This is a genomic window from Halobaculum sp. MBLA0147 (assembly GCF_041361345.1).
In the GTDB taxonomy this organism is placed as follows: domain Archaea; phylum Halobacteriota; class Halobacteria; order Halobacteriales; family Haloferacaceae; genus JAHENP01.
Genome location: NZ_JBGKAD010000004.1, coordinates 47,282 through 71,175 on the forward strand (window position 1 = coordinate 47,282; position 23,894 = coordinate 71,175).

Below are 23,894 nucleotides of genomic sequence, written 5' to 3' on the forward strand. Positions count from 1 at the left end.
CCCACAATGGCAGAATCCGAACCATCAGACCCCCTCGAAACACACCGCGAGGCCGTCCTTGAAGCAGTAGCCGACCAGGCCGACCCACTCGCGACAGCACTCGCCACTGTCCACAGCGGTAAGTACTTCACGCGGACAGTCCAGACCCCGACTGGAAAATACACCATCAAAGCCGAGTCCGGGGACCCACAGTGGCTCCGGTTCGAACCCGGTGACGAGGACGACATTTACCTGATCTCGTCCCGTGATGGACCTGAGGAAGACCCTCGAAAGGTTGCCCGCGCCGTCGATGACTGGGAAGAGTTCTTGACGGCCGTCGAAGACCTCCTCACCGCCAAAGCCGAGACGGCTGAGACGGCGCGCGAAACTCTCGCCGAGATCGACACCACCAGTCTCGAAGAGGCCTCCGAGCGCGCACTCGCTGCTCGCGACGACTACGTCGATACCCTAGAGAGCGCACTCACCCCCATCGCTGAAGCATGGCAACAGATTAGCGACGATCGCTACCCGTCGCTCAAACTGAAGATCGGGGATGATGAGACACTCTGGGAGCTCTCCATCGAGAACGGGGCCCCCAGCTACCTCCGGTATGGTGGGAGAGGTGGAACCTACCTGTACGGGGATCACGATCCAGGACTAGACACCGTCGTTGCCAACCAGAAGGACATCGCCGCGTTCATTCAGAAGGCCGTCCGCGTCATCAAGAACCGAGAAGAGACTGCATCTGATCTTGACCTCCTTGATCAGATCACTGAGATAGCCGGAGAAGACGATGACTGAGGATCTAGTGACTGCGTTCCTCGAAAAGACGAGCCCGGTTCTCGACAGTCGTGCCGCGCTCAATAGCCAACTCGGTCGGACAGGTCCGTCAGACGATGTCCGTGTCACCACCCACGACCCCGACGCCATCCCTGATGGGCTCTCAGAACTCCACAAGGCCATCACCCGTGGCCACGAAGCGACGCTCATCACAGCGTTCGGCGGGGGAGAGGACATCGAGGAAACCATCGACAAGTGGTACCGCGCCCTCAAACCGGGCGGTGACTCAGAAACGACTCCCCCGACGGTGACCTACATCGACGGCAGCTCCGCTCCAAGCGACTTGATCGTCGTTGAGTCTAAGATGTACTCCGCGCGGAAGGCTGACACCGGAGACGAAGATGATGACGGCTGGTACACGGCCGTCTGGGTCGTTGGCGAAGCCACTGACATCCCCGATCAGCGGTTCTGGGTCCATCGGTTTGAATGGGACAGCTCCTTCGAGAGCGACGAGCCGTGGACACGTGACCGAGTCCAATCCCATCTCGGCTTCGACGCGTATCTCGCCCCTGATGAGTCTGTTGAGTACGGCATCCGATATCACGTCGTCGGAGACATCGTCATCCAAGTTGATGAGCTAGACCCGCTCATCACCGATTACGTCTCCTCGGCCACCACGCAGGACAAGCGAGAGGCACAACGGAATCAGCGCGCAGACGTCGCAAAGTCGTTGTACGGCGACGTCGATGGCATCAAGGTCAATCGTGGCTTCAGCCGTCTCAAGCTCCGCATCCGCCCGACTGACACTGACTCACTGAAGAACCTCCAGGAAGAACTCGGCTTCACCGAAGAGGAAGTCCGAGATGCGATGAAAGACGACTGGGACCGCCTCACCGCAAACCGGCGAGAGGGTATCCTGAAACGCCTGATGAAACAGGAAGTCAAATCACACACTGACGACGTCGATACTGACCCATTCAGAGAGCAGGCACGGACTCAAGTCGAATCCGAGCTTGCGGAGGCGGGGACGATGTATCGCCAGATCGACAACCACCTCGTGGTAATCGGGAATGGCGTCACCTCACGGCGCCTCGCCACGCCGAGAACCGGACTCGATACCGTGTTCGTCCCGACGAAGACACAGATCACCTTCGATCACGACGAACACGACACCCGAACCATCACAGTCCCTCGCGGCCGTATCACGTTCGACCTGCATGACCGCCACCAGAACGCCTAACCACCGCACACCACCCACTATGCCAGACACGCACGCAGAAGACAAGACGCCCGCAACAGCACCGTCGATCCCAATCACACGAGCACTCAGTCACCTCCCTGCCAGTCGTCTCACCGATGTCACGCTGTTCAGGGTCACCGGCACCGACAAGTTGATTTTCGCCACCCAGACTGACAACAGTGCTACCGCCGTCACCTACGACCCAGACGCAGACGAATTCCAGTCCACACCTGTTTCGACTGTCACACGTGGACTCACAGGCAAGCCTGTGGCAGAGTTCGACGAGTACGACAGCGACGACATCGAGGTGATCAACAACCTCGCAACGGAGTCTCTCCATGACTGAGCCGAAGACCACTTGGTTCCTCTGACAGTTTGTACTCGCAGGGCTGAGTGGCATGGCTACAGTCAACCTCGCCACCGTGTCGAACGACGCACAACTCGATCAATCGGCAGACCTTGACGAACTCCGTTCACTCCTAGCGGAGTGGGACCTCGGAACTGGACCGGCTGACACGACATCTTTCGAGATTCTCGAATCACCGCCTCAGTTGCGTATCTTCGGGTACGCAGACTTTCGACCGACCACACCATCGGGACCCGATTCTGGGGAGGCATGTGTCCCAGATCTCCCCCAGTTCGCAGAGGCCATCGCTCCGTACCTCGTTGAACCGCTCGTGGTCCGTACCGTCGTATACGAGAAGCTTCGACACCGACCGAGCGCTGGACAGGTCCGTATCATGCCTGATGGCACAGTCGTCACTGAAGACCTCGAACACACTGGAACAACTGTCGGCGTTCCAAGGGCCCCGCAAGACCTAGCAGACAGGGACTCTTCGTTCGAGATGAACGCTGGACTCAAAGTGACCATTCTTGACCCGGCCAGGGACGAAGAGCACACTGAAACTGGCGTGAAAGACGTTGATACGGACTACGGGTCGGAGAACACGGTCACTGTAACATATCTCGACGACAGCACACAGACGTTCGAAGGCCCCGGCGTGGGCATCACCAATGTCGAGACCCCTGAGTAAGGATGACTGAGTTCGACATCCCCGAAGACGCACGGGACATCAAGCCTGCCCCGCTCGGCGAAGAGCCCCGGTTCAACGATGGGTTTTGGCAGGTCATCGCCCACCTGTCCGCAGCAGCCCGCGAACGTGACGACTCCCCCCCGAAGCACATCGCTCGCATCGCTGTTAAGGCACCAGCGGAAAACATCCCGGGTGATGCCATTCGGTATAACGGGGAACCGTACGTTCTCGACCGCTACGCCCCAGAGGCAGTAATCAATACCTCACCTCTTCCTGACAACCTAGCGGGCAGCGGCATCAATCACTGGGTCCGAGCAGCTGGGCACATCCAACGAGGCATCGACATCTACCGGTATCGCACACGCTCTCAGGAGACACATGAGTAGCGAAAACACCACCGATCGGGCCTTCACACCAACGGGAACCTGGGATAGCGCTGATCGCGCTGCTGCAGTCGGCTGGCTCCCATCCAACACTGACGGCGACGACGGTGAAGACGACGACACAGACGAAGAAAACACCACCAGCAAGTCAAACTGATTCTCTCTTCATCCCTCGTAGTCGCCTCACCATCCGTAATCTTCTTTTGAACGCTCACCCATTGGCGTCTGTATGATGCCAAACCTCAGCAGTGGTGAAACCACCAGTATACCGAGAGTGGTGAGCATCCTAATGTTGAGAGCCGCAGTGTTCGGCACGTTCATGGTCGGTATCGGAATTCTCTTCCTTGGAGGCCCAGCGTTCACAGTTGAGTCAGTTCGCACGTCGCCGTTCTTGTGGCTGATGGACACACTGGGCTACGCCACTGAAGTAGAACCAGTCACAGGCCGCAGTTCCACAGGCAATTTCGCACTCATCACTGTGATCACATTAATAACGTGGATCTACACTCTGCTGAAAACGTACGTTGAGATCCTGAAAATCATCGGCTTCCTGTACGATCAGTACAGGATCATCACCAACAGAGAGATAGTGAGAGCCGCTTGGGGAGAGTAGCCCAGTAGTCATTCAATTCTACAGCGATTGTTACGTGAGGCTGGATTCCCCCACCTCACAGAGGTCTTGAAAACCCCTAGAGGCGGTCAGTCGCAGCAAGTTTTTGAGAATCCTACGAGGTACATCTCCAGCGTGAAGAACCCACAACGGAGTGTGGCAGGGATTTCTTCTGGCAGAGTTGAGCGAGATGCCAGAGAATCGACAGACACTCCACCAGACTGCCTCCGCACGGTCATCACTGCCACATAAGGACTGCCCACTTGCTTCGGCAGTCGCTTCGGACACACCAACAGTCACGTACTGGACCGGCGATCAGGAAGCGACCACGTTCGGCTCTGAGCAACTCCACCACTGGGTCACGCTCCAGATCGATGCGGACGACCGCGTCCTTAATCCGTGTGCCGGCCCGACTGAGCTTCGTACGGCTGCACCAGTTGACCGGATTGATGTGAAAGACCTCCCATCAATCGACTACCAGGGAGACTTCCGCGAGATCGTCCCTACACTCCCAGCAGACACCTACGACGTGATCGTCTATGATCCGCCCTACACACCGCACCAAGCCCGTCAGAAGTACGACCTTGATCTGACCGACGCAGAATTCGACTACTTCGACCGACACATCTACGACGAGTTCGCTCGCGTTCTGACTAGTGGCGGCCGTCTGATCCAGTTTGGCTACGAACCGCACACTGCTGGCCATCCGAACTACACCCCGACAGATGTAGCGGTGTTCAACAAGCTGGGGGCGCAAAACGACTACCTCGGAGTCACGGCAACGTACGATGCACCGACAGACACGGCCACCCGACGCCGGCTGTCGGGATCGTGTGAACCAAATCCGTTCGCTCCTCCCAGTACAGGAGGCTCCCCCTCTGTCGGGGGAAACAACGGAACTGCCATCGACATCACGTACCAGCTCCTTGCGGACGAGGGAGGTCAAAAGTGGAACCACGCAGTCACACAGCTCGTCAACGATCATCTCACGTCACAAGCCACTGAGACGACGAACGCGGCAGCGCTCGTCACCCTCGACGGGTTCGAACACGTCCGGCCCGCCGCTCTCAGTGCGGACATGTTCGAAATCGATGTTCGGCTGTCTCAAGATGCACCAGTCAGCACCAACTCACCGCCGGACACAGTGGCAACCGTCAATGCTGAAGACTACGCGGCTGTCCAGATCCAGCCGACTGACGGAGTCGCTGCTCGCGTGACACTTCCGGTGTGGCGTCTCAGCGACTATCTCGGCGACAGCGTGTTCGATCAGGCAATCCTCGACCTGCCAGCGAGCGCTCATCAGCGAACAGTCCCGGTGGACTCCCCGACGGATTCGACCAAGACCCACGTTCACGCGCTGATCAAAGACCACATCGCCGATAGCATCCGCCCGGGAGGCCGCGTGACGGAGATCAGCCAAACAGCAACCGTCATGAACTCTCACCGGTACCCCTACGTCCGACAGCAGGTCTCTCTCCTCGCTGCTCCCGATCGCCAAGCGCAGTTCATCACCTCCGACAAAACAAACCATCGGGGAATCTCGACAGCGGGCTACAACCTCGGGCCGACAGCGCCCGGCCTCGCGTCGCGACCAATCCACACGCACTCACGAGAGCAAGCTGGCTCACAGTCGTTCCACACCGGCTGGCGCTGTCCTCGCTGTGGTGTCGGCGTTCCAGTCCATCCGGCGCTATCGGCCCCCTGCAGTACGTGCGGCGCTGCCCACGACACGCGGTGCAGTGGGTTCACCACACCGGCCCGCGTCCACACTTCCCGACTCGTCGACGGGATCAGCTATCATCTCCGTGGCGCGTGCCTCTCTGATCACTCCTAGGCGAAACACAACGCTCTTGAGTTCGCCTGCCCGGACACTCACCCATACATGCCATCCATCGGTAGTCCCCCGTTTGCCGATTCCTCTCCGTTCCCGGAGTATCCGATCATTTCATCAACACTCGGAGTCCTCACCGTCCTCTCTCTCGCTCTTGGTGTCGCTACTGTGTTCGATCTCATCCCCGGTGCCGTCGTGGTCATCTTCGTGACTGCATCTGTACTCACCGCTGTCGGGCTCGGGCTTGGGCTCACACTCCTTCAAGTCGCACTCGCAGTCGAGAGTGCACTCTAGCCGGTGTGACATCGGGTTTGTACCTGCAGAGTACAGTGGACATGGGTAGCAACTCAACCTCCCTCGACGAGTACCAACCCTCACGCGCAACCGACCTCTCAGCTCCCACGTCGGAACCTCTCGCAGACCGGGTGGCCACCTGCTCCAGTTGGGAGACCGTTCTCACGATCAACGGGACAGGCCCGTACGTCCTCGGTAGCCCGACAGACGGTCGCGCATCACACCATCTGTACGACATCGAGACGACGGCGTACCGCGGCTTTCTCGAACTCGACAGCGACTACACCCAGAATGATGGGGCGATCGACGAAGACAGGTACGTCGCACTCGCACAGGGGCAGACGCCAGAGGCGGCTCGCGACAGCCCCGTGGTCGGCGTAGACAGCGTCACCATCACCGAGGACCGCAATCCATGTGCCGGACTCGACGCTGCTGTATGGGCGCTTCGAGACGCTCTCACGACATACGACCACGACCCATCTGAGGCCAATCCTCGCCTCCGAACTGACTACGGTGACTGGATCGAGGCCATCAACGAAGTGGCAACCTTCACCGATAACGAGGTGTCCACCGGTAACGCTACGGCCCCACTCGTCCGTCCCGACTTCCTCCAGACGCCCAAAGTGATGCACGCGCTGTTCCGCCATCCACTGGACGGAAGCGATGTCATCAGCCAGATCAGTACCAAGTGCCATCGCTCCAACTCCCTCACCGCAGACGATCCCGTTACGCCGGAAGGGGTTCGACAGGCACTCGTCAGAGCCGCTGCCGAACTCGCAGACTGTGACCTGCCAACTCCAGTGACGGGTGATCTCGAGTGACCGAGTACGCACCCGGCGTTGATCCTGAACCCAGAGAAACGTACACAACAGATCTCGGCACTGAGGTCACCGTCGGCGAGGCCTACTGGGTGAAGCCAACGAACGTTGATCGACGTCTTCGTGCTGAGTGTACGAGCATCCGCTCAGACCGGCTCAGTGGCACACTGGCAGCGTGGTTCACCTTCCGTCCAGATGCCGACGCCTGGGACCACCTCACCGGATCACAACGGCAGGTTGCTGTGCATGACCTAGACTTCGTCGTCGGCGACGGTCCGCGTGTCCGTCGCGATCGGGCGAACTGCAAGGTTGCTGCACCCAGTGCTATCTCAAACGGCTACGATCCGACGAGAGAGTCCCTACCGACGCCAACATCGCCGGCCCCGTCGGACTTCGAAGAGATCAACGATCCAGCAACCGACGAGCGCGTGACCATCTCCTGTCCGAGCTGCGGAAAGCAATGTGACCGTGTGTACCCGACAGGCGACTGTGAAGATGCAGGCCTCACCCACATCTGCCGAACGCGTGACTGTGACTTCCGAGGGGAGCGGATCGCTCAAGCGGTCCACTCACTCTGCAGCCACTCCATCCAGCACTGGGGAGACGCCCCACAGTGTTACGTCTGCAGTATCTGCGGGAGAACCTCCTGATCCGTTCCATACCGCTCTTTCCCCCTGGACAGGAACGTCGTGAGCGAGGTGTTTGTACCCGCAGAATCGATTGAGGTGTACCCTCAGCTCCACTTCAACCGACACCACAGGCCCTGCCAGAGTCGATTCCCAGTCTCCACACTGGCGAACTGAACTCCGATACCTAACCCACTTCCCAACATGGACATCATCCAGAACCTCAAGACCGGCGACAAACAAACCGTCAACGTACTGGCCCACGAGTACAGCACTGATCAAGTACGACCTGACGACTTCGAGACTGACCTCCACGAACTGCAACATCACGTCCTCCAGATCCTGAAGGTCACCGGCACCGACATTTTCGACGATAACGCGCAGTGGTATCTGTACAAGCATCTACTCGCTGCCCTCCAGATAGTTGACCGGGAACTCGAAGGTGACGAGTCACGTTCACTGGAACAACACGGGATCGAGAAGCCAGCCCCCGGCAACTACAACCCCCTTGGAGAGCTCAACGATCTCATCGCTCCAACGGTCGAACGGCTAGCAGACCGCTACAGCGCCGACGAGGTCCTTGAGGAGACCCCCGAAGACAATCCATCGATGGCACTTCAACAGTCGCTAGGCGGCGCGCTCGTCAACATCGCTGACCAAACCCCTACGAGAGAACTGCTCGTCAAGCGACATCTCCTCGCTGCTATGGCCTGTACCGACGCCCACTACGACACCACGACTGTCCTCGGAGCCTCCCAAGTAACGAAAACCTCCATCTTCGACGGCGAAGAGTACGAGTACGAGACGGTTGAGGTAACGTTCGAACAAGACTTACAGCCGGACAACACTTCGTGACCACACCACCGGCAGACACCCTCTGAAACCAGTATTTGTACGCACAGAGGTGGGTGGAGGTACACAGAAATGAGCACGCACCCGATCGACTTCACCGGTCACGACAACAACGGACGGTACTACGAGCTCACCGACGACGCCCCCATTGATGGAGTGACCATCAACGAAGTCGATGGAACCATCACGTTCCACGGGGCCTCGGCACTCACTGAGTAGACCACAACACCCCACGATGTCCGCTGTTCTCGAACAGTAGAACCACTGGACGACGTGGGCAAACGCCCACCCACACTACAGCCCCACCACTACATGCCCGACAAGACTGACCTGCCGTTCGATGTACAGGACGTCAAGCAATTTCGCAGCAGTGTCGCAACGGTCACGGATGGTACTCACGACACGCTGTTCAACAAGCTCAAAACCTGGGAACTGACTGCATCTGGCTTCAACTTGGCCGATGCAGCCGTTCTCATCACCGACGGTGACCGGCCAGAACTGTACTTCGCTGCCCCAGACGTGTTCGATCCGATCCGAACCGACGAGGGGCCTGAAGACAGAGACGACGATGCCCAGCTCGAAGACTTCGCAACAACGCTGGCCGAACACCTCCAGAGCGACATCAAGATCCAGTCCGTGTCCGGTCTGGACGGCCACAACCCGATGCTCACCACGCAGGTGAGGATCACTCCGGCCGGCGACATCGACTACACCGAACTCGGTGCAAGCGACGGCCTGTCGATGTGGAGTCGCGCAGGGCCTCATCGGCCCGGCACCGCATCGCGTATCGCCTCCCATCGACGCTCCACCGTCGGAGAAACACTGGTCGGGGTGACGGAGGATGTCCACGTTGCAGAGGTCCTCAGCGACTCAGAGTTCGACCGCACGCTCGTCGGCAGTGACGCCGACGGCGGTCGCGGGGAACTGCTCACGTTCCCCCACCACCAGGACGAGCTACCACTCGGCAACGCACTGCAGGCACCTCAGACCTCCGCAACCGAGGAAGATTCCGATCAAAGTAGCGCCTGAATCAGTGACTCACCGGCCACACACTCACATGCCACAACACGAAACCGACCTCCTCAGCGAGCACGGCAGAGAAATCGCACAGATCCTTCTTGGCGACGACTGGAAAAACGAACTCCTCGAACGGCCCGAACTCCAGTTCGGCCAACCAGAGAGCAAAGGCGCGAACGCCGTCGCACTCGACTCACTAATCGAACAAGGCATCATTCCTGGAGAGACCCCAGCACTGGACACCTTCTCACCACTGGTCATCCGCAACTTCGCGCTCGACATCAAGCGGGACTACGACGATGCAGACCTCACCGTCACGATCAGTGGATGCTTCGCGACCACCGCGGACCAACCGCTCCGAATCACAGGCGTTGACATCCACGCCGAGGACGGGCCCATTCCCCGAGAAGCGGAGCGAGAACTCGTCCGCTACTTCGAATCCGCAACCGGATACGTACTGACCGACAGCCGAGCCGGGGCCTACTTCCGACGATGACACTCAACACGACCACTACCGACAAGATCAGTGACGACGCCTTCCTCAGCGAGTGCCACCAGTTCATCACGACCACCAAAAAGGCGATGGACGACGTCAAGCAGGCAAACAAGAGTCCTGACCTGATCGAGAAAGCACACCGAGTCGTGGACGACCGCTCCATCAACAAGTGGAACCACGCCCAGCGGCTGTTCGCTGTGGCTGTGTTCAGCGACTTCACGCCGGGGAAGTACAATCTCCACGAATTCGATGAGATCACAGCACCGCAATCGCTGGATGATCTCACTGACAGACTCGCTACTCAAGTGCTGACTGTCACCTGCTACGAAGCACTCGCGGACGCACGAGAAGGGGACTCACAGTACCTCACCAACGCCCACGCTGAACTCACCACCCGGTACGGTGAGGTCCTATCGGTCCACGGTTCGGTCGCCCCCAGTGACGGAGAGATCGAAGAAACCATCCTCGAACTCGGAACACTCGCTTTCAGAGACGATGTCGCTGTTGATGACTTCTACGCCGTCTACCAGCACATCCTCGAGTATCGACGGGGTGACGAGAAGTATGCACCTGTCACGGACAACCCAACACTCCGGTGTACCGGTGAAGCCGGCTCACTCCCGCAGATGGGGATTCTTCTTGACAGGTTCGAGGAACACGAAGAACAGCTCCTACCGACAGCCCTGTCTAGTGAGGCGTTCAACCCCGACGCTGCTATCGGGTCTCCGGACGGCCCGACGATCGCACGCACTCAAGGGCCAGCCGGCATCGTCTCACAAATGGCTGTTCTCCCACTCCTCGCGACGGCAACCAGCACATCGGCTACCGCCTGACCGATACCGGTAACTCCCCCAAACCGGGTATCTCCTACGTACCCAATCACGCCCACACAAAGTAACAGCGGTCCCAGGCGGTTGACCCTCGAAGCTGGCGCTAGTCTGAAGTTCGATTCTTCAGCGGGGGTTTCATGACGCAGATTCGGACCTCGCCCCGGTTCGACAGGTCGCACTGGCCACAAACGTGGACAGAGAAGTGGCGACCACAGGTTGCCGACTTCTTCTGTGGCCGTGGCGGCGTCGGTCAGACGTTAAGCCAGTGGTTTCCACGGAATCAGTATTTCGGGGTGGACATCGAACCGTATGGCGACGAATATCCAGGCCAGTTCATCCAGGCTGACTTGCTCGCAGACGGTAGTCCACCGTTCGATGGAGTCGTCGCAGATCTGATCTGGGTGTCGTGGCCCTGCACGGCCTACTCATCGTTGTCCGCGACACACTACGGGAGTGCTGAAGCCGCACTCGAAGAGAACCCACGGATCACTGATGCTTTTCGTGAGTGGTTGCTGGACCACGCCGCTCACTACGTGATCGAGAACGTTCCCGGTGCCACACGGCACGGCGACCTAGATGCGAACTGCCGCTGTAATGGCCTGTTCTTCGGGGAACCCTATGACCTTGAGCGCCACTTCGAGACGACGTTTGAGGTTCCCGATGCGTACGTGGACGGCTCTGCTTCCGTCACGATCGACACGCGAGACGATCAATCGATCAGTAACCTCGCCGAAGCAAAAGGCGTCCCGCAGTCGTGGGGAAAGCAATCCGTCCGCGAAGCTGTCCCTCAGGAGTTTGTCGGGTGGCTCCTCGGCCATTGTCCCTCCGTTCCGTTCCCGGTCCCCCCGCTCAAACAGCGCCCACTCACAGAGTTCTCAGAAGACGGCCTCGGTCACCACCGGAGACACCCAGAGTCCCGACTCGGAGGAACTGATGTGGAGCCAGGTGACGAACTCTCAACCTAGCAGAGAAGGGATTTGTGCCATCAGAGGAGAGTGGATGAGCGCGACACTCGACGACTTCATCGGCGAGGATACAGCACAGAGCGATGACAAACACGAGCCTGATCCGAGTGACGAGGCCCAAATCCCACCGGAAGACGAGATCACACCGCCCAACATTCGTGGGGTGACGTGGCGCTGGGGCCCGGACCAGCTTACTGACACCTTCGGCGTTCTACACGGTTGCTCAACCGACAGCGAGGACTTCTCAGGAGACACACTCCACCCGCCAGGAATCGGCTACGTGGTTTCAACCGCGACTCCCCGCGAACTCAAAGAGATCACGTGTGACACCAGCCTCCTTCCCCCTTCGTCGCTCACAGACGCAGGCTCACTCAACACTGTCTACCACGAAGTGTCGGCAGGGCGGAATCGGAGGGGTCCGTACGCCTATGGCTACAGCCCGACACTCCAGCGAGAACTCGTCAAAACCCTCGTCCCTGACAACAAGCAGTACCGACCGGCCGATCTATCGTTATGGTATAACGACGAATTCGGTCTGTTCGCGTCGTACCACGGGACAACGCTCGTCTGTGCTCCAGAAGGACTCAGTGAACCAGCAGACACCACGCCGGTGACGACGACAACGGTCGAAGACACATCCGTCGAGGACGAAACTCACGAAGACACGCTTACAGGGCTCGCACAGGTGATCGGTGGGCTCCGAGACGCGTTCGGTATCCAAACTGACAGGGTCACCCGAGTAGAGAACGATCTCCAGCTCCACACCGACCGGTACGAGGAACCACTTGTGGTGACGGCGTATGACCTCAGCGACATCGAAGCAGCCGAGACCGACCCCGAGGCTCTTGTCGGTGAACAGACGATCCCAAAGCACCGGGGCTGCCCAGAACTAACCTATTCGGTCGCTCCTGACACGCTGGAGCGACCCATCGACATCCCTGACCACGATGCGCGCAACGGGGAACCGAGATTCAACGTCGGATACAAAATCAACGTGGATCGCCAGACGACTCGGGACACAGACCCGCCAACGTGGGTCGAAGCAACCGTCCGGTACGCTCACGTCTCGTGGTACGTATCCACCAGAGGAAGCCGCCCCGAACTGAATATCCGAACAACAAACCCGTTCAAGCTGGAAGTCGCCTCGGTCTCGTTCAACGACCCCCACCCAGTCACGGACCCGAGTTCCCTGTCCACCATCAAGTACCCGGGGATGGGCTGATGAACTGCAGCGTTTGTACCCACAGTGGAGAGTGAGATGTCTGGACAAGCACCACTCGCAGCCTTCACCGACTCAACCAGCGAGGCCGACGAAATCATCTCAGACCAGACTCGGTGTATCGCCGTACGCATCGATAGCCAGTCGCTCAGGCGATGCAAGAACGATGCACCAACGGGAACTGAGACCTGCCACGAACACGACAACCCAGAGCACACGATCAACGACGAGGGGCTCTCGCTCGTCAACTTCCTCCTTCGGCGAACTAGTGCCGTCCAGTGTGCCGCTCGTCAGACAGACGGTGAACGATGCCCGAATGGCGCTGGCCTCAACGGCGTCTGCGGGATTCACACTGGAGCGACTGATCGAGTGACCCGCCCGCCAACGGAACTCGACCCCCACGCGGTCAAGACCGCTCTCACAACCACACCCAGCCCAGAAGAGACGACTCAAAACGACGAGGAGACAGGGCCGCTTTTTACAGCGCCGACACAGATCAGTCCTATTTACGCCAACGAAGTCCCGTTCGCTTCAAACGAACTCGAGAGGCTCAAGACTGATGTCGGACTGTCCACCGGCATCGAGGTGACACCGCCAGACGATGCGATCGGCACCACGCTCCCGTGCGATCCGCTCCAAGCGCGCCGCATTGATCTCGCAGAGCGAATCCTCGGTCGTGGCGGAGCTGTAACCGGTTACAGCCACCACACCAGCGTCACCCGCTCAATCTGTAACTGGTATCATGACGACAACGGCACGTTCCTACCATCGGCTCCCTCCTGGCTCGAATCTCCTGAAACCGCTTTCCGGCCAGCTGAAATCCGGATAGCGACGTTGAAGGGAGATCTCGACGACATCATCGCGAAGGCCGAAACGGTCCTCGCATGGGCTGCCGAAAGTATCGAACAGACTGTCCTCAAAGAGACCGAACAAAACCAGTTTGAGGCGATGCGAGACCGGTGGGAGAAAGCAGTTGCTGAAGCGAAAGCTGACATCGAACGAGACCGCCTCAGACAGGACCCACCAAAAGAAGTCGAAGGATGGGAGTGGTACAACACCGAGGACCCAGCAGTCACGGTCGCATATCGCGGGGTGTATCGTGATGAGGAGGTCTTCGCAATCCTTGCCGCAGAGCATGATCGCCTCGTCATCGTGAACCAAGACGTCGCCGCGTCTGCCGACAGCCCGCTCAGTGAAGTCCCAGCCGACTGCCACATCCCGGCACAAGAGACGGTCCGAGGTCTCGTCCGGTACCTCCGAGACCACCCCAGTGAGTTCTGACTCCCACACACTCTCTCAGTGTTTGTATCTGCAGATGAGAGTGGAATGACTGAAGGCAATCCAGTAGCAACCATCGAGTGTACCGACAGTCCCGACGGACGTGAGACAGCCGCCACCCTGCGCCAGACGCTAGACGCACTCGGCTTCACGGCTGAAGAAACCGACGAGGGACTTGCCGTCTCACTTCCAGAAGAATCCCATCCCCCAAGTGAACAGGCACACATCATCGTAAACCTCGCAGCCAACGCTCCCCACTCTGCAGGTGATCCAGAAAGCGTACTGGACCACCTAGCGGACGCACCTGGCTTCGACTGGATCGATGTATCGGTTCTTGACGCCGAAGTCGAAACTGGCAACTCACACATCGTGACAGCAACCAACCCGACCCAGTAGGACAGAGTGTCCAGCTAGCAGCATACTGAGCCATCCAAACACTCCGATCCACCACCCATGAGTACGCTAACCGGCTCCCGCCCGACCGCACTGAACTGTCGAGAATCGATCTTCAGGGTCACGCTCGCCGTGGCTGCCGCTGAAACCGCCCTAGAAGCAATGCACGAAGAATTGCCTAACTGGGAAGTCGACGTTGACGAGTCGTCGACTCCACAGGTAGAACTGACCAAACAGACTGTCGCCCGCTCGCAGGCGCAAGCGCTTCATCGGGTCCACGAAGCACTCGACGCGCAGATGGAAGTCGGCGCCGAAGCCGGAGCTGAGTACGTCGTGACTGGCGTCAAAGTAATTGCCGTCAGTGGGCCAGTCGCAAAGCAAGAAGACGACTATCGAAACTCCCTCGACATCTCTGAGTGACCACTCCCCCCGATGCACAGTCTCTCCCGACAGGACTCACCGGCCGCAGGGCTCGACGCAGCCCAAGCAGACACGTGCGACGAGTGTGGCGGCACCATCGTGCAACAGGACGGCGACCTCCTGTGTGAGGAGTGTGGCCTCCTTATAACCGACACGCAGATCGACCACGGTCCTGAATGGAGGGCGTTTTCCTACGAAAAAGGCCAGTCCCGATCACGAACCGGCCCGCCAGTCACGCATACGTACCACGACAACGGATTCTCAACGAAGATCGGTGGTGATAGTGAAAAGATCGGCGGCGACCGGCCATCCGGCCACGAGCAGTTGTTCAAACGGCTCAACAAGGAGAACGAGACAGAAGAGAAGTTTGGGAACGGCGAGATCATTCGTATCAGCACGGCAGTCGGGTCGTCTGATGTCGTCACCGAGACGGCAGCCAAGCTTTTCAGCCAATTTCGAGACCAGAGTAACCTCAAAGGACGATCCATCGAAGCCTTCGCAACTGCAACGGTATGGGCCGCAACACGCATTCACGACGAACCGCTTGTGAAGTCGCGGCTCAACCGCGTCGCCCGAATCTCAGAACAACGCTGGATGCGAGCGTATCGGGATCTCTCAGAAACGCTCTCAGTCGGAATCCCCCCAGTCAACCCACAGCAACTACTCGGCCAGGCGCAGGAGATGGTCGGGTTCGGGATCGAGACTCGACAGTACGCAGAGTCGCTCATCGCAGAGTTTCCCGCTGCAAAAATGACAGGCTCCCCGCGATCTATCGTGGCCGGAGCAGTGTACCTCGCCAGCCGTCTTGCATCACCGACAGAAACACTCACTCAGAGGGAAGTCGCCACCAGCATGGATTGCTCCGCCACGACGGTTCGGAACTGGTACCGGAAGCTTCTGGCCAGCACAGGACGACAGGCAAAACTAGACAGAGAACAGACGACCATTCAGGTGTATGCCTGACCGCTCCCAGTCCGTCGTGGAGAAGATGAGGGCCGCCGTTTCAGAAGAGCTCACAGAAGCGGGGGGGAAGCAAGACACCGCCGGTGGAACAGACACCGGCAGCGACACCGTTGATCAACAGCAGGTGGCAACACAATCGACACTCCTCACTGGCGTTGCACGCGGTCTCCCGGGTGAATCCCCACCTGACCTTGCTGAGCACTACTATCTCAAAACGAGTTCGCCACTCCGCACTCCAACTCCAGTGAAACTCCTGTTCGGTGGGACTGCTCTCCTCATCGGCGTGTGGTATACCTCCGTGTGGCTCAACCTCCCGACAGAGCCGTTCTATCTCATCGCTCTCGTTCTCGCTCCACTCCTCCTCGTCGCGATCGCCGTCGACATCAGTCTCCGCTGTGGAGGACTTCTGTTCCGACATACTGAGATCGGCGACACGGAGTAGGCGCGAACAGCGTTTGTGCTGGCAGGTGACAGTGGACTTCGGTGTCCACGGAAATCATGTCAACGACGAACACAGATTCGACAGCGCAGAGTCCCGCCTCAGATCAACCACACAGCGAGGCCAGCGCTCCAGACACGACCTCGGACGCTGTCTCCGAAGCAACCGGGTTCGTCGGCGATGCGGATACGCCGTTGGGGACGGCAGAGCAGGACTTCGACCAACCGGGCTACTTGCTGCCGGGCGACACCGTCGTCATCAACGGCACCATCCGTGGGACCGTTGTCGCAGACGACACCGACGACAGCGTCCTTAACGGCACACCGGTTCAGGTCGACACTCCGATTGCAGGCCCCGATCACATAGAACTCAAGCGCAACCCCACAGACATCAGCTCGTACATCGACGATGTCGACCAGGACGGGTATCGTGGCCGAGGAGTAACAATCACGAGTTTCGATGTCGAGCGTGGGGCAGCCCCGTCCCCAATTGACGAGGGACAAATCACAGCCGCCCACAACAGTCTCGTCCTCAAGTCTGATCACTTCGATTCCGTCGGCGTCACGCAAACCGCCTGGACGGTGCTCTTGACGGACTATCAACTCGACGGCGCCCGCCTAGAGCCGACAGACGTATCCACGCGGCGAAATCCACGCCCCAACGGCTTTCTGCCAGTTGACTGGGACCCTACGAAGTCAGCAGTCGCTGATTCGCGGTACTTCGGAAGCGGTGTCGGCTCGAATCCCGACACCGTTGTCGCCGACGACACCGGGATCTCACACGGCGAGTGGGTCGTGGGCGATGATGGGCTGTATCCAACGCAGCACGCGATTCCCTCGCTCCGTGTCCCGTGGGAGTGGCTTGGCTTCGACCTTGACGACATCCAATCGCTCACCGACGACGACCGCCTGCTCCCTCACAAGTCAGCACCAACTGCAGCGACGGATCTGCTTCCGGGCGATGACTTCAGCCCGGACACGCTCGGTGTCGTCGACGCCCCACACCCGATGCAGGACGTGACCGAACTGACTGGTGTCGGGACGGCAACTGCCCACACGATGTCTGGCTACGCGGGACCGATCCACAACTCGACGCTCTCGCTCGACGAGATGCGTGAGTCCGAAGTGATCGATGTCGAAGAGGTTCCACGAGAAGAGTGGTCAGACGAGTACCGAGAGGCCGTTGAGGCTCACGACCCGAGTGACGCCCCTGACAGAATTGTCGGACAACAGGACCAAGAGTTGCTGAACATCGGCGATCTCCCAGACTCCTTCCTCGCCGACTTCAGCGATGTCAGTAGTTCCTACCGTCGAACTGCCATCCGGCAGCTTCGGGGCGCACTGCGCCGCAAGCGCGATGTCGACGACATGCAGGACTTGGGCCTCCGCTTCTACGCCTCGGTTCACCGAGACACGCTCCGAAATCGGTTCGCCGAGCCGCTCGGCTACACGCGTGGTGCGTACCTCGAGCCGAATCCGGACACCGACGATGCGAGCCTCGTCGTGCACAACGCCGAAGACGATGACGAGATCAGTTGGATTGTCTCGAAAGACGATCCACAGGTCCTCGCAGACATCCATTCACGAGTCGTCGAGGCACGCACGGACGACGACACCCCATCTCCGACGGTTGGAACAGACCAACAGTACCTTGATCCCTTGGTCACGCTTCGCGACGCCGACATCTGTGATGTCGTCGACGCAGTCGAGACCGCTGATGGGAAGCTGGCGCTGTTCAGCGAAGCAGACTGGCAACTGAGTGAGCAGGATCTCCACGCCGCTGACAACGTGAAGACACTCGTGAAGGAGTCGCCGTATCTCCAAACAGTGTCCGAGGGAACCGCAGAACTCATCGACGCGCTCGCGAACGTCAACATCGAGTACGACCTCGCCCCCGTCGCGGCAGGCCCGGACACCATCGTGGTCAAGGATCGAACGTTCGACCTCTTCCTCACACTGGTCCCCTAGGGCCCTCCAGCAGTGTTTGTACTGCCAGAGGCGGGTGAGCATGGTTAATCAGTACGACGCCGTCTTGACGGCAGTCCCAGGAACGCTGATCGGTGGGATCGCAGGCCTCCCACTACTAGCAGGCGCATCACTGGAGACCGCAACCATCGCGAGCGCCGCACTGGCTGCGCTCCTCGTCGGCTACGCGCTGTTCGCAATCCCGCCCTGTGCTGGGAGTGATGTCCGGTGAGACGCGGAACGCCGACGCCGCCGACCAACCCGCCGGAACCATCTCACTATCACAGCGACTACGGCCATCCTGTTCCTGAAGAAGTGGAGGTCGAAGAACAGCGCCTCCACGAAGTCTGGCGGTGCGACTACGAACGGCGCCAACACCACTACTGCGAGGCAACCGCCTACGCACGGTACGCCCCGGTTGACGATCCGAACGAGGCACCTGCGTGCCCGGTCCTCGCAATCGAACACTGGGAGGCCGTCGAAGACATGGACACGAGTGAATTCTGGGTGTGCGAACCGGCAGTTGAAGATGTGCTTCACCACGAGCCGAAGGATCAGATCACCATCGTCGGCGAGTGCCAGTGGTGCGAGCGGACTGTCGAAGTGACGTACGAATTCGATGAGATGTCGCCGTACTCAGTCTGAGGACACACTCACCGCGTTTCGCGAAGAACCCACAACCGGGGATCAGGTGTTTGTACTTCCAGGGAGGACACGAGATGCCTGGACATGACGAGTACCGATTCCACGTGGCTCAGAAGGCAGTCGTGGATGTCTACGTCTCAGCCTCGAATGCCCGGATAGAGTGGCCTTACCGACTCGAAACCGTCGAGGAGGCCCGAGAATCAACTCGCCAGACGGCAGTAGAGTATATCCTCGACTCGGGCATGGGCCACGGGACTGCCCCGGCAGAGATTCTCGACGAAGCGGAGCGCCGCGACGCTGACTACGTGATCCCGGACGACCAACTTGCCGACCGGGAGAAGGATCTTGACAAAGACGCGATCCACACGACAGCTGACGAGACTGCTCGGTTCCTCGATGAAGCCGCGCGCCGGGATTTTGACGGGACGATTCTGATCCCGTTGCAGCCGCCCCACGATCACCACTACCGATACCTCTGTTCGCACTTCCCGCGGCAGGCTCAGCACACGCACTTCTGTGTCGGCGGGCTGAAGGGGGCTGCACCCGAAGCGCAGATCACGGCAGTGCAGCGCCTGCGTGAGCTGGTCGGCTACGAGGCGTATCTCCACGGGCTTGGCTTCGGCGCTGGACGCGAAGTGGTCGACGCGCTGCGAACGACGCCGCGGCTGCTCGACTCTGTCGACATTTCAACGCCACAACAGAACGCTCGCAACGGGAAATTCGCCGGCTCAGTCCGTGATCAAGTCAACTTTGGCCAACCGCAGAACACCGCGTCTTCAATCGAGATTGGTGCAGTTGGAACGGCAGAACTCGTGGGGATCGCACGGGCTCTCGCCCCGTCGCTCACTGACCCCCGGAATCTGAACGAGCCGATCAACGCGACAGCAGACGACGACACTCACACCATCACCGGCGAAGCAGACACCACATCGCCGCCGCCTGCAATCACCAGGCCGGACGACGGGACTGACCACCCATCAGCAGAGCAACTCAGTTCATTTTGACCACTACATCAGGTGGTTTGTGCCTGCAGGAGAGGGCAGACAGATGAGCACACAAACTAACCTCTCACCAGAGATTTCCCCGGATACGCCAGGCGACACCGCGAGTGCGAACCCGCTTCCAACGAAGTCGGTCGCGAACCGGCGGATGATCGCCTCCCGGTCGCAACTCACGGTGGCCGTGTCGAGCGGTCCAGACACCACGTACCAGTTCGAGCGTACCGGCGACTGGTGGCCGTACCGAGCGTTGTCGCTCCGCACCGCCATCGATCACCCACAGACGGTTACCCGGACAGCCAAGCAATCGCTCCGGTGGTTCCTCGTCGACACGCGCCCACCAGGGTATAGTCTCCCTGACGAACTCTTGGAGACAGCACAAACCTACAAGCCGTCACTGACAGTCCCCAACGGGAGATTCTCTGGCGGTCGCGACGCCGCGGCCTATCCGGTCGACATGGTAGACGCCTTCACACAGCCGTCAGCGCCGCGTCTCGCGCTTCCCATCCCACAACCAGTGGAGTACGTCGCGGCGACGGCTGCGAACCAACTCGGCGCCAATACGCAGGCAGAGCCGATCGGTGAACGGTCCCGTCCCGCGGTCATCACGATCCAGTTCGATCCAGACGCCCACCAGTCAGGGACAGAAGTCTGGGACGATGTACTCACGGTCGCCGAACAACTCCCTGTTGCGACGAACATCATCCTCCGGTTCCCCACAATCACCACAGAACTCGTCAGACGGCTTCGAGAGCCGCCGAGTCTCGTTGACGGGATCATCCTCCCACCGAACCCACAGGCGGACGTGAGGGCTCCAGCGACAGCGCAGACCGTGGCTGAGGAGTACGACAGTGCGCTCGCAACCGACTCCTCGCCTGCGACACAACTCGCAGCCGATGTGGCCTTCCTGAGTGGGTCGCTAGTCGCGGACGACGCTGTTGAGGAGGCCCTCTCACACTCCGTGATCCCAGCGTAGCCAGTCCACGCAAGGAGTTTGTACATCCAGCTTGGACTGAGATGGCAGCAGTTCAGAACACACAGACGCAAGCAGCACAGCCTCGCCAGCCACCGTCGACCCAGTACACACGGCCAATCTCCGAGGTGGCGAACTTCCAGCCGACGCTGTCGCACCCGAAGAACATGGTGGGAGTGCCGCTCGCGATGCTCGCAGATGGGGCGACAGGTCCACTGATCCAGGCACATCTCGTTCGAGCAGCCGGAAAAGCCAAGCTCTCTGCGATCAGTCTCGGCCTCCTCACCCCCGATCGTGACCTGACTCCTGAGGCAGTCCAAGTGACCGCTGCGGGGGAGGCAGCCTACGGCAGCGTCGACGCAGCACTTGAGGAACTGAGTACCCTGCAGGGGTCTCGCAAGCGGTTCGTCGACGTCGCACAACCGTGGACGGCTCCACTCCAGCGAGCGCTCGCAACGCATCCGCTCGTCGGTGAACTCCTGACAGTCCTCCCACACTGTGACACGCCTCTTTCTCTGCCCCGACTGACGCAGGTGCTTGCAGCCACCGCGCCTGCACTCGTCGATGCCTGTCTCCTCGCTGACGACCGATCAGCCGCTACCGACCTCACAGAGATCGCAGTAGCTCCCACCGACCTCGACGCCGCGGGGACCGACACGCGCCTGCTGGACGTCGATGTGTATCAGTCGCAGACTGTCTCACACCTGAAGTCGATTCTGTGGCACGCTGGAGTTCTGACGAGCGCAGGGGCCGATACCAGCCAACTCACCCCTCACGATCAGATGTGGGCACTAGACAAGTCGACGGTGATCAACGACCTTCGTCGCACCACTACCGAACCAACGGAGGTGACCGTCTGATGTTCGAGCGCGACGCCCTCGAGAAGCAGAAGGTCATCGCGAAAAACACTCGCGTCACCATCTTCAGTGTCTCCTCATGGAGCCACTACGGGTATCCCTACCGCCTCGCCCACGTCGGAAAGGTGTTCCCGAAGCTGCGAGAGTCGTGCTACGAACTAATGATCGACAGCGACGTGAGCGATCCCAGTGTGACGAACGACGACATCCTCGCCGACGCCGCCAAATACCACGCTGACTACATCTTCCCGAAGGACTACGCCGGCAAGCCAGAGGAAACGCTTGCGTCGCTAGAGAACTTCTTGAGCCAATACGAGTCACACACCGATGTGCACGGGAAGGTCGTGCCGGTGATCCAGCCGGACCACGCTCGTCACCTGAAGGCCCACAAGGGCTTCTACGACCAGTTCTCCCATCTTGCACTCGGGGGGCTTCACGGGTTCACGCCAGAAGAGCAGGTCGCCATTATCAACGATGTCCGTGATGTCATCGGCCCACACAAACACCTGCACGCGTTCGGTGTCGGCACCTCACTCAAGCTGATTCGGGCGATTCGGAACCGAGATCCCTTCGTAGACTCCCTGGACTGTGCCACCGCCGAGAAGGCTGTGTTCAACGGTGGCGTCGTCGACCGGCGTGGCAAGCAACAGCCGTTCGATCTCCCGAACGGTGACGGAGTCTCTGCCATCCGTGGCCAGTTCGCCAGCTCAATTCTCCTGATGCTCAACTACCTCGTCGGCCCAGATGTGAACACTGAGACACTCGAACAGGACTACGAGGAGAGCGACCTCAAGACCGTTCAGGAGATGGTCACAGACACCGATGTCCGGTCGCGCCACGACATCGAGTGGGAGGACGAGTTCACCGACACCGATACCGGCGAGACACCTGGGTCATCCGAGCGGACCACACTCGCCTCGTACGCCTGAGCGTTTCTGCCGGCAGACATCAACGCCTGCACTCCAAAGACACACCCATGACCAGCAATTCCTTCGCGCAGACAGAGACCGCAACCGGGTTTCCCGAGCCAGCCCACAGTCAAACCAGCGCCCTCCACGATCACTCAGTCGAAGACCATCCGCCAGCAATCGAGCCAGTCGAACACACATTGAAAGCATACATCGGCAGATTCGGAACTCCACGAGCCAGCACTGGAGTACCGGAAGACACGCATCCAGCTCTGGACTCACTGTTGAGCTTCTTCGCCGCTCGCGACGCGTTCGCGTTTGCTTTTCCGACGACGAGGCCAACCGAGATCCCAACGTCCCAGTTCCTCGAACGAGAGGTATATCGGCTCATGCCCGACGATCCACTTGAAGAGTTCCCCGGTGCAAGGCGAGCAAAAGATACCGGAGAACGCCGCGACATCATTACGCGACGGCTTGAGTGGTATGGCCAGCAACTTGCAGGAACACTCTCAGTTGAGTTCGCTGAAGACAAGATCTACCCGCTTCAAGACGGTGAGATCAGTACCGCCACTATCACAACAGCCTCGTCGTCGGTCACAGGGGTCTGCATCGACACTCCAGGGCGATATGATCATGCCGAGTGGCAAGACCCGAGAGAGTACGGATACGAACTCCCACTTGACGTGGCCACGTTCTCCTACACGTCTGACGGCACCAAAACACATTACCCGCTGATTCCTGTCTCCGGCGGGCTCACCTGTGGCTGCCCACGGAAGGCGCAGAGTCCAGCATCCGTAATCTGCAAGCACGAGGTCGTCGCAGCACTCAAAGCAGGCGAGAACGGAATACTCCCAAATCCTGGCGGCCTCCATCCCCGAAAACTCCGGCTTATCGATCCCACCTACCTCAACCTGAATCTCACACCGTGGGAGGACGCGAGCACAAGAGCACTCCACGATGAGTGGTACGACCAAGATGCTGCACCCGCAACAGTGGTCACGCAAGCAACTGGTCTCAATCGGTTATTCTCAGACCCAGCGCCTATCCCCACCGACATATAGGGAACCGCCAACCGTCATCTA

At 59.5% G+C, this 23,894-nt stretch carries 30 protein-coding genes; all 30 read left to right on the forward strand.

The genetic code is table 11. The annotated features are described in order from the left end of the window. The first annotated feature begins 6 nt into the window (after positions 1 to 6). The 30 genes from RYH80_RS18120 to RYH80_RS18265 all read left to right on the forward strand — a co-directional run bounded on the left by RYH80_RS18120 (position 7) and on the right by RYH80_RS18265 (position 23,873). Positions 7 to 780, forward strand: coding sequence for a profilin-fold protein (locus RYH80_RS18120; RefSeq protein ID WP_370905500.1), 774 nt, complete (start codon positions 7 to 9; stop codon positions 778 to 780). Next, positions 773 to 1,999, forward strand: a complete 1,227-nt coding sequence (locus tag RYH80_RS18125) for a hypothetical protein (protein ID WP_370905501.1) — start codon at positions 773 to 775, stop codon at positions 1,997 to 1,999. The genes RYH80_RS18120 and RYH80_RS18125 overlap by 8 nt, the downstream gene beginning before the upstream one ends. A 19-nt stretch (positions 2,000 to 2,018) precedes the next feature. Further along, on the forward strand, positions 2,019 to 2,345 hold the full coding sequence (locus tag RYH80_RS18130; protein ID WP_370905502.1) for a hypothetical protein: 327 nt from the start codon (positions 2,019 to 2,021) through the stop codon (positions 2,343 to 2,345). 52 nt (positions 2,346 to 2,397) lie between these two features. After that, complete coding sequence (locus RYH80_RS18135; protein ID WP_370905503.1) at positions 2,398 to 3,033, forward strand: hypothetical protein; 636 nt, start codon at positions 2,398 to 2,400, stop codon at positions 3,031 to 3,033. A gap of 2 nt (positions 3,034 to 3,035) precedes the next feature. Beyond that, positions 3,036 to 3,419, forward strand: a complete 384-nt coding sequence (locus RYH80_RS18140) for a hypothetical protein (protein ID WP_370905504.1) — start codon at positions 3,036 to 3,038, stop codon at positions 3,417 to 3,419. 226 nt (positions 3,420 to 3,645) lie between these two features. Next, positions 3,646 to 4,029, forward strand: a complete 384-nt coding sequence (locus RYH80_RS18145; RefSeq protein ID WP_370905505.1) for a hypothetical protein — start codon at positions 3,646 to 3,648, stop codon at positions 4,027 to 4,029. A 187-nt stretch (positions 4,030 to 4,216) separates the two neighbouring features. Then, on the forward strand, positions 4,217 to 5,860 hold the full coding sequence (locus RYH80_RS18150; RefSeq protein ID WP_370905506.1) for a hypothetical protein: 1,644 nt from the start codon (positions 4,217 to 4,219) through the stop codon (positions 5,858 to 5,860). A gap of 48 nt (positions 5,861 to 5,908) precedes the next feature. Then, on the forward strand, positions 5,909 to 6,151 hold the full coding sequence (locus RYH80_RS18155) for a hypothetical protein (protein WP_370905507.1): 243 nt from the start codon (positions 5,909 to 5,911) through the stop codon (positions 6,149 to 6,151). A gap of 35 nt (positions 6,152 to 6,186) precedes the next feature. Then, positions 6,187 to 6,972: a hypothetical protein gene (locus tag RYH80_RS18160; protein WP_370905508.1), complete on the forward strand. Its 786-nt coding sequence runs from the start codon at positions 6,187 to 6,189 to the stop codon at positions 6,970 to 6,972. Then, positions 6,969 to 7,619 (forward strand): hypothetical protein, encoded by a 651-nt coding sequence (locus tag RYH80_RS18165; protein ID WP_370905509.1) that lies wholly within the window; start codon positions 6,969 to 6,971, stop codon positions 7,617 to 7,619. The genes RYH80_RS18160 and RYH80_RS18165 overlap by 4 nt, the downstream gene beginning before the upstream one ends. A 180-nt stretch (positions 7,620 to 7,799) precedes the next feature. Further along, positions 7,800 to 8,450 carry a hypothetical protein gene (locus RYH80_RS18170; protein WP_370905510.1) on the forward strand — a complete coding sequence of 217 codons (651 nt, stop codon included), beginning with the start codon at positions 7,800 to 7,802 and terminating at the stop codon, positions 8,448 to 8,450. Between the two features lie 69 nt (positions 8,451 to 8,519). Next, complete coding sequence (locus RYH80_RS18175; protein ID WP_370905511.1) at positions 8,520 to 8,666, forward strand: hypothetical protein; 147 nt, start codon at positions 8,520 to 8,522, stop codon at positions 8,664 to 8,666. Between the two features lie 54 nt (positions 8,667 to 8,720). Beyond that, positions 8,721 to 9,476 carry a hypothetical protein gene (locus RYH80_RS18180; RefSeq protein WP_370905512.1) on the forward strand — a complete coding sequence of 252 codons (756 nt, stop codon included), beginning with the start codon at positions 8,721 to 8,723 and terminating at the stop codon, positions 9,474 to 9,476. 28 nt (positions 9,477 to 9,504) lie between these two features. Continuing rightward, positions 9,505 to 9,960: a hypothetical protein gene (locus RYH80_RS18185; protein ID WP_370905513.1), complete on the forward strand. Its 456-nt coding sequence runs from the start codon at positions 9,505 to 9,507 to the stop codon at positions 9,958 to 9,960. Continuing rightward, positions 9,957 to 10,793, forward strand: coding sequence for a hypothetical protein (locus tag RYH80_RS18190; protein WP_370905514.1), 837 nt, complete (start codon positions 9,957 to 9,959; stop codon positions 10,791 to 10,793). The genes RYH80_RS18185 and RYH80_RS18190 overlap by 4 nt, the downstream gene beginning before the upstream one ends. 290 nt (positions 10,794 to 11,083) lie before the next feature. After that, positions 11,084 to 11,755 (forward strand): hypothetical protein, encoded by a 672-nt coding sequence (locus tag RYH80_RS18195; protein WP_370905515.1) that lies wholly within the window; start codon positions 11,084 to 11,086, stop codon positions 11,753 to 11,755. Between the two features lie 34 nt (positions 11,756 to 11,789). Further along, complete coding sequence (locus RYH80_RS18200; RefSeq protein ID WP_370905516.1) at positions 11,790 to 12,977, forward strand: hypothetical protein; 1,188 nt, start codon at positions 11,790 to 11,792, stop codon at positions 12,975 to 12,977. A gap of 36 nt (positions 12,978 to 13,013) precedes the next feature. Continuing rightward, positions 13,014 to 14,255: a type 2 periplasmic-binding domain-containing protein gene (locus tag RYH80_RS18205; protein ID WP_370905517.1), complete on the forward strand. Its 1,242-nt coding sequence runs from the start codon at positions 13,014 to 13,016 to the stop codon at positions 14,253 to 14,255. 45 nt (positions 14,256 to 14,300) lie between these two features. Then, on the forward strand, positions 14,301 to 14,648 hold the full coding sequence (locus tag RYH80_RS18210) for a hypothetical protein (protein ID WP_370905518.1): 348 nt from the start codon (positions 14,301 to 14,303) through the stop codon (positions 14,646 to 14,648). A gap of 57 nt (positions 14,649 to 14,705) precedes the next feature. Next, positions 14,706 to 15,065: a hypothetical protein gene (locus RYH80_RS18215; protein WP_370905519.1), complete on the forward strand. Its 360-nt coding sequence runs from the start codon at positions 14,706 to 14,708 to the stop codon at positions 15,063 to 15,065. A 12-nt stretch (positions 15,066 to 15,077) separates the two neighbouring features. After that, entirely contained in the window at positions 15,078 to 16,028 is a 951-nt protein-coding gene (locus RYH80_RS18220; RefSeq protein WP_370905520.1) for a transcription initiation factor IIB, read from the forward strand. Then, positions 16,021 to 16,470: a hypothetical protein gene (locus tag RYH80_RS18225; RefSeq protein WP_370905521.1), complete on the forward strand. Its 450-nt coding sequence runs from the start codon at positions 16,021 to 16,023 to the stop codon at positions 16,468 to 16,470. Before RYH80_RS18220 ends, RYH80_RS18225 begins: the two co-directional genes overlap by 8 nt. A gap of 41 nt (positions 16,471 to 16,511) precedes the next feature. Further along, positions 16,512 to 18,434, forward strand: a complete 1,923-nt coding sequence (locus RYH80_RS18230) for a hypothetical protein (protein WP_370905522.1) — start codon at positions 16,512 to 16,514, stop codon at positions 18,432 to 18,434. A 40-nt stretch (positions 18,435 to 18,474) separates the two neighbouring features. Then, positions 18,475 to 18,663, forward strand: a complete 189-nt coding sequence (locus RYH80_RS18235) for a DUF8015 family protein (protein WP_370905523.1) — start codon at positions 18,475 to 18,477, stop codon at positions 18,661 to 18,663. Beyond that, positions 18,660 to 19,076, forward strand: coding sequence for a hypothetical protein (locus RYH80_RS18240; RefSeq protein WP_370905524.1), 417 nt, complete (start codon positions 18,660 to 18,662; stop codon positions 19,074 to 19,076). The genes RYH80_RS18235 and RYH80_RS18240 overlap by 4 nt, the downstream gene beginning before the upstream one ends. 74 nt (positions 19,077 to 19,150) lie before the next feature. Next, positions 19,151 to 20,080, forward strand: a complete 930-nt coding sequence (locus RYH80_RS18245; RefSeq protein WP_370905525.1) for a hypothetical protein — start codon at positions 19,151 to 19,153, stop codon at positions 20,078 to 20,080. Positions 20,081 to 20,123: 43 nt separating this feature from the next. Then, positions 20,124 to 21,050, forward strand: a complete 927-nt coding sequence (locus tag RYH80_RS18250) for a hypothetical protein (protein ID WP_370905526.1) — start codon at positions 20,124 to 20,126, stop codon at positions 21,048 to 21,050. 125 nt (positions 21,051 to 21,175) lie between these two features. Continuing rightward, the gene (locus RYH80_RS18255; protein ID WP_370905527.1) at positions 21,176 to 21,907 is read left to right on the forward strand and encodes a hypothetical protein; all 732 of its coding nucleotides are present in this window, start codon (positions 21,176 to 21,178) and stop codon (positions 21,905 to 21,907) included. Next, positions 21,907 to 22,833: a hypothetical protein gene (locus tag RYH80_RS18260; protein WP_370905528.1), complete on the forward strand. Its 927-nt coding sequence runs from the start codon at positions 21,907 to 21,909 to the stop codon at positions 22,831 to 22,833. Before RYH80_RS18255 ends, RYH80_RS18260 begins: the two co-directional genes overlap by 1 nt. Positions 22,834 to 22,880: 47 nt before the next feature. Beyond that, a complete protein-coding gene (locus tag RYH80_RS18265) occupies positions 22,881 to 23,873 on the forward strand; it encodes a hypothetical protein (RefSeq protein WP_370905529.1) in 993 nt (330 codons plus the stop codon). Positions 23,874 to 23,894 lie beyond the last annotated feature (21 nt).